This is a genomic window from Vibrio sp. YT-18, from assembly GCF_033337345.1.
GTDB lineage: Bacteria > Pseudomonadota > Gammaproteobacteria > Enterobacterales > Vibrionaceae > Vibrio > Vibrio alginolyticus.
This window is the reverse complement of record NZ_JAWOQO010000129.1, coordinates 1-1314: the sequence shown is the minus strand read 5'-3', so window position 1 is coordinate 1314 and position 1314 is coordinate 1. Positions and strand designations below refer to the sequence as shown.

Sequence of the window (1314 nt, the reverse complement as noted above, 5' to 3'; positions counted from 1 at the left end):
GTGGATGAAAACGGCATGCCATTTCAACGAATCGTTTTATTGAAAAACGTCGATAAAGATGGCTTCGTGTTTTACACCAACTTAGGTAGTCGCAAAGCGCAGCATCTTGAGCATAACAGCAACATCAGCCTGCATTTCCCTTGGCATCCATTAGAGCGCCAAGTTCACATTACTGGTGTGGCTGAAAAGCTGACTGCGATGGAAAACATGAAGTATTTTACTTCCCGCCCTAAAGATAGCCAGTTGGCGGCCATTGCGAGTAAGCAAAGTAGCCGTATTTCTGCTCGTGGAGTGCTGGAAGGTAAGTTCCTTGAGCTCAAACAGAAATTTGCCAAAGGTGAAATTCCAATGCCAACTTTTTGGGGCGGCTTTAGAGTTAAACCGCAAAGCATTGAGTTTTGGCAAGGCGGTGAGCATCGTCTGCATGACCGTTTCCTATTCTCTCAACACGATGGCGAATGGGATATCGACCGTCTCGCGCCATAGGGCATCTTATTTAACGCCTAACAAAACACCGCCATTTAGGCGGTGTTTGTGTTTATAAAGATAAAGCGGCGTGGCGTTAGCGCTCTCCATTCAAAACAACAGAAAGCTGATGTTTAAGCAGCGTTTTGGGTACAACAGATCCATAGCCTGCCTCCATTGCTTTATCGATGAGCTCGTTCTTACTATTCGCTTCAAACTTGTTTCTTAGACGTGCGACGTGCCCTTCTACCGTTTTTGTGGAGATGCCCATCACTTGAGAAATAAACTGAGGTTTTTTGCCGTAAAGCAGTAAAAATAGCGTTTCTTGCTCGCGGCATGTGAGCTTTTCTGGTTTCGGGTTCAGATTCGAAAAACGGAAAATGGATTGATGGTTTATGTCTGTACCGATGGCTCGACACACCCAGTAGCCCACTTCAATCACGGCGGTGTCGGTTAACTCTCGGCCATAAAAAATGGTGCCGAGGATGTTGCCTTGTTCATCTCGCCAAGGGGTTTTCGTGAAAATATGTGCGCGCCAACGCCCGTCAGGGTAAGGATGAATATCAAGGATCTTCAACGATTCGCCCGTTTCGATCACATGTTTATCTTGGCGTTGAAATTCTTGCGCGCATTCAGTGGTTGGGCTCGACATCTCGAAGTCAGTTTTACCAATGCACTCTTCTGGTGAGGCATGGCCCAATAATTCGGCGTATTCCTGATTCACATAACGGAATACCGAATCTTTATCTTTGCATCCCCAACAACCCGGTAGCTGTCGGAGGAGCGACTGTTCTATGGTATTGACTGGAATATTCACAAGAGGACTCACTACTGCTATTTGGCCCCAAG

2 protein-coding genes are annotated in these 1314 nt (G+C 46.5%); one reads left to right on the top strand and one right to left on the bottom strand.

Features of this window, described 5'->3' with window-relative positions; all coding sequences use genetic code 11:
• Window positions 1–486 (top strand): pyridoxamine 5'-phosphate oxidase (pdxH, locus tag R7M72_RS24880; protein WP_318056434.1); only part of this gene is annotated, 486 nt, incomplete at its 5' end.
• Window positions 487–562: 76 nt separating this feature from the next.
• On the opposite strand, the gene R7M72_RS24875 is transcribed toward pdxH, so the two are convergent.
• A complete protein-coding gene (locus R7M72_RS24875) occupies window positions 563–1282 on the bottom strand; it encodes a PAS domain-containing protein (RefSeq protein WP_025500833.1) in 720 nt (239 codons plus the stop codon).
• Window positions 1283–1314 lie beyond the last annotated feature (32 nt).